The 4,660-nt window shown below is 70.0% G+C and carries 5 protein-coding genes; all 5 read left to right on the forward strand.

Translation table 11 applies throughout. From position 1 onward, the window contains the following. A partial coding sequence (gene pcnB, locus K0M70_RS14565) for a polynucleotide adenylyltransferase PcnB (RefSeq protein WP_290783164.1) occupies positions 1–1,200 on the forward strand: 1,200 nt, incomplete at its 5' end. Continuing rightward, entirely contained in the window at positions 1,197–1,697 is a 501-nt protein-coding gene (folK, locus tag K0M70_RS14570) for a 2-amino-4-hydroxy-6-hydroxymethyldihydropteridine diphosphokinase (RefSeq protein WP_290783165.1), read from the forward strand. The genes pcnB and folK, both read left to right, overlap by 4 nt. 26 nt (positions 1,698–1,723) lie before the next feature. Beyond that, positions 1,724–2,548, forward strand: coding sequence for a 3-methyl-2-oxobutanoate hydroxymethyltransferase (gene panB / locus K0M70_RS14575; RefSeq protein ID WP_290783167.1), 825 nt, complete (start codon positions 1,724–1,726; stop codon positions 2,546–2,548). A gap of 4 nt (positions 2,549–2,552) precedes the next feature. Further along, a complete protein-coding gene (gene panC, locus K0M70_RS14580) occupies positions 2,553–3,401 on the forward strand; it encodes a pantoate--beta-alanine ligase (RefSeq protein ID WP_290783168.1) in 849 nt (282 codons plus the stop codon). A 42-nt stretch (positions 3,402–3,443) separates the two neighbouring features. Beyond that, a partial coding sequence (locus K0M70_RS14585; RefSeq protein ID WP_290783170.1) for a glucose-6-phosphate isomerase occupies positions 3,444–4,660 on the forward strand: 1,217 nt, incomplete at its 3' end.

Consider the following 4,660-nt stretch of genomic DNA (forward strand, 5'->3'; position numbering starts at 1 on the left):
GATTACGACGTCGCCACCAGTGCGACCCCGGAACAGGTCCGTGCCGAGTTTCGCAACGCACGCGTGATCGGCCGGCGCTTCAAGCTCGTCCACGTGCACTTCGGCCGCGAGATCATCGAAGTCGCCACCTTCCGCGCCAACATCGACGACGGCAGCGGCGACCGGGAGACCGAAGACGGTGGCCGCTTGCTGCGCGACAACGTCTACGGCAGCGTTGAGGACGACGCGGTGCGCCGCGACTTCACCGTCAACGCGCTTTACTACGCCATCGAGGATTTCTCGGTGCGCGACTACGTTGGCGGCTTCCAGGACTGCCAGGACCGCGTGCTGCGCCTGATCGGCGACCCGGTGGAACGCTACCGCGAGGACCCGGTGCGCATGCTTCGCGCCGCCAGGCTGGCGGCCAAGCTGGGCTTCACCATCGCGCCCGACGCGGCCGAGCCCATTCCCGAGCTGGCGCACCTGTTGGCGGCGGCGCCCCCGGCGCGGCTGTTCGACGAGTGCCTGAAGATGTTCCTGTCCGGTCACGCCGAAAGCAGCTTCCGAACCCTGGAAGACCACGGCCTGCTGCCGGCGCTGTTCCCCGAAACCGCCGTTGCGCTGGAAACCAACCGCAGCGGTGCCCTGCGCACCATGCTGCTGCAGGCGCTGCGCAACACCGACGAGCGCGTGGCCCAGGACAAACCGGTGACGCCCGCCTTCCTGTTCGCCGCGCTGCTGTGGCCGGCGTATTGCCGCGAACTGGCCGTGCTGCAGAAGGCGGGCATCGACCCGCTGGTGGCACAGCAACGCGCCGCCGACCGGGTCACCCTGCACCAGGCCAAGCGGATCGCCCTGCCGCGCCGGTTCTCGATGCCCATGCAGGAAATCTGGCTGCTGCAGCCGCGCTTCAACCAGCGCGTGCGCAAGCGGGTGTTCCGCCTGCTGTCGCACCCGCGGTTCCGTGCCGCCTTTGATTTCCTCGAGCTGCGTGCCAGCGGCACGCCGGACGTGGCCGACGACGTGGTGTTCTGGCGCGAGGCGCAGCTGCAGGCGCCCGAGCAGCTGGCCGAGCGCCTGGATCCGAAATCACCGCGGCGCGAGCACGGCCAGGATGAAGCGGAAGGAAGTGACGAGGCCGAGTCCGACGCCGCCGCGCCGCGCAAGCGTCGCCGCCGGCGCCGCAAGCCCGGCGCGGGTGGCGAGGGCGCGGCGCCGTGAGGCCCGACGCGCCGGTCCGTGCCTACGTTGGCCTGGGCGGCAACGAGGGGGACGTGGCGACCACCCTGGTCGAAGCGCTTTGGGCCCTGGACGCCATGGCCCAGACCACCATCCAAAGCCAGTCGGCTTTCTATCGCACGCCGGCCTGGGGCCGCACCGACCAGCCCGACTTCCTCAATGCGGTGGTGGAGCTGCGCACCCGCCTGACGGCCCGCGCGCTGCTCGACCTGCTGCTTGAAATCGAACAGCGCTTCGGCCGCGTGCGCAACAGCGCCGACCGCTGGGGCCCGCGCGCACTCGACCTCGACCTGCTGCTTTACGGCGACGAAGTCTTGGACGAACCCGGACTGACCGTGCCGCATCCGCACCTGCACGAGCGCGCCTTCGTGCTGGTGCCGCTGGCGGAAATCGCGCCTTCCCTGGTCATCCCGGGCCGGGGCGAGCTGGCGTCCCTGCTGGCCGCGGTGGATGTTTCAGGCATCGAAGCGATACCTTAGCCACTACCACTACCCGGGCCCCCGCCATGTACGCGACTGATCCATCGAAGCCTGCGCGCGCGCGCCCTACCGTGCCGGCCCTGCGCAAGATGAAGGCCGACGGCCAGCGCATCGTGTCCATCACCGCCTATGACGCCGGCTTTGCACGCAGCATCGACGAAGCCGGCATCGACCTGGTCCTGGTCGGCGACTCGCTGGGCATGGTCTGCCAAGGCCACGACAGCACGCTGCCGGTGACGGTGGACGACATCGTCTACCACGTGGGCTGCGTGGCCCGTGGGCTGTCGAGCGTGTTCCTGGTGGCCGACCTGCCTTTCCAGGCCGACGCCACCACGGAACGCGCCCTCGAGGCCGCCACGCGCTGCCTGCAGGCGGGCGCCGCGATGGTGAAGCTGGAGGGCGCCGGCCACAAGCTGGACGTGATCCGGTTCCTGGCCGAACGCGAGATCCCGGTCTGCGCGCACCTGGGCCTGACGCCGCAGTCGGTGCTGCGCCTGGGCGGCTACAAGGTGCAGGGCCGCGAAGCCTCGGCGGCGAAGAAGCTGCTGGACGACGCCCGGGCCGTCACCGACGCCGGCGCCGACCTTCTGGTGCTCGAGTGCGTGCCGTCCGAGCTGGCGGCCCAGATCACAGCCGCCATCGCCATCCCCACCATCGGCATTGGCGCCGGCCCGTCCTGTGACGGCCAGATCCTGGTGCTGCACGACCTGCTGGGCATGAACAGCGGCCATCGCAGGCCGCGCTTCGTGAAGGACTTCCTGGCGCAGGGCGGCTCCGTGCTCGGCGCTTTCCAGGCTTACGCCCACGCAGTGCGCTCGGGTGAATTCCCCGGCGCTGAACACGGATATTGACCGCATGCAGACCCACACCACCCTGGCCGCACTGCGCGCCCAGCTCAGGCAATGGCGGCGCGAGGGCAGCAGCGTGGGCTTCGTGCCCACGATGGGCAACCTGCATGCCGGCCACCACGAACTGGTGAAGCTGGCGCGGCGGCACGCCGACCGCGTGGTGGCCAGCATCTTCGTCAATCCGACCCAGTTCGGGCCCAACGAAGACTACGCCCGCTACCCCCGCACGCCCGACAGCGACATCCAGGGCCTGGCCGAAACCGGCTGTGATGCCCTGTTCCTGCCCACCGTCGAGCAAATGTATCCGTTCGGCACGATGGGCTGCGTGCAGATGCACGTGCCGGGCATCACCGACATCCTGTGCGGCGCGCACCGGCCCGGCCATTTCAACGGCGTGGCGCAAGTGGTGGCGCGTCTGTTCAACATGGTTCAGCCCGACCTGGCGGTGTTCGGCCGGAAGGATTACCAGCAGCTGCAGGTGATCCGCTACATGACGCGCGAGATGAGCTTCCCGGTGGAAATCATTCCGGCGCCCACGCTCCGCGAGGCTGACGGCCTGGCGATGAGTTCGCGCAATCAGTACCTGGACGCCGACCAGCGCCAGACCGCGGTGCGCATCCACCAGGCGCTGCAGTTCATGCGCGACGCCGCGCGCCAGGGCCTGCCCATCGCAGGCATCGAGGATGAGGCGGTGTCGCGGCTCGAGGCCGCCGGCTTCACGGTGGACTACGCCCAGGTACGGCGCGGCGATCTCACGCGCGCCAAGTCGCCCAACGAGACGGACCTGGTGGCGCTGATCGCGGCGCGCCTGGGCAAGACGCGCCTGATCGACAACCTGGAGTTCGACCCGGGTTGATAGTCAGGGCAGCCAACCATCAGGTGGAGCAGTGACGTGGGTCTGACGCAAGCACATTGGCAATCGCTGCGCCTGCAGGCCGACCGCCTGCGGGGCCAGGCGTTGCGCGACATCGTCGCGGCAGACCCGGCGCGCTCCGACGAGTTCGCACTGCGCGTGGGCCCGGTGTACGCCAGTTTCGCCCGCCAGCACGTCGACGGCGCGGCGGCGCACGCGCTGTTCGCGCTGGCAGGGGAGGCCGAAGTTTCCCAGGCCGTGCGTCGCCTGTTCGACGGCGCCCACGTGAACGCAAGCGAGGACCGCCCCGCACTGCACACCGCGCTGCGCAGCGACCTGGGCGCGGGCGCCGTGGCGGCGCAGGCGCGAGGGCTGGCGCTGGAGTCGCGCGTGCGGATGGATCGCCTGCACCAGGCCGTGCTCGACAGCGGCGTCACCGACGTGGTGAACATCGGCATCGGCGGCTCGGACCTGGGCCCGCGCCTGGCGGTGGACGCGCTGCGCGACTTCCACGACGGCCGCCTGCGCGTGCACTTCCTGGCCAACGTCGATGGCAGTGCGGCCCAGCACCTGCTGCGCTCGCTGGACCCGGCGCGCACCTCGGCCGTGATTGTTTCCAAGAGCTTCGCCACCGAGGAAACCCTGCTCAATGGCGCGATAGTGCGCGACTGGCTGGGCGGCAGCGACCGCCTGTACGCGGTCAGCGCCAACCTGGACCGCACGGCGGCCTACGGCATCCCGGGCGACCGGGTGCTGCCGATGTGGGACTGGGTGGGTGGGCGCTATTCGCTGTGGTCTTCGGTGGGCTTCGCGCTGCAGCTGGCCATCGGCCGCGAAGGCTTCGCGGCCTTGCTCGACGGCGCGGCGCTGATGGACGCGCACGTGCTGGAAGCCCCGCTGCAGGCCAACCTTCCCGTATGGCACGCCCTGATGGGCGCCTGGAACCGCAACGCTTTCGGTCACGCCAGCCACGCCATCCTTCCCTACGACCAGCGGCTGGCGCTGCTGCCGGGTTTCCTGCAGCAGCTGGTGATGGAAAGCCTGGGTAAATCGGTGCGCCAGGACGGCCAGCCTGCCGCGCTGGCAACCGTTCCGGTGGTCTGGGGCGGTGCCGGCACCGGCGTGCAGCACAGTTTTTTCCAGGCGCTGCACCAGGGCACCGACGCGGTGCCGGCCGATTTCATCGGCGTGGTGCAGCCTGCGCACGATCATGCCCACAGCCACCGCGTGCTGCTGGCGAACCTGCTGGCGCAGTCGCAGGC

The organism is Arenimonas sp. (assembly GCF_019459675.1).
GTDB lineage: Bacteria > Pseudomonadota > Gammaproteobacteria > Xanthomonadales > Xanthomonadaceae > Arenimonas.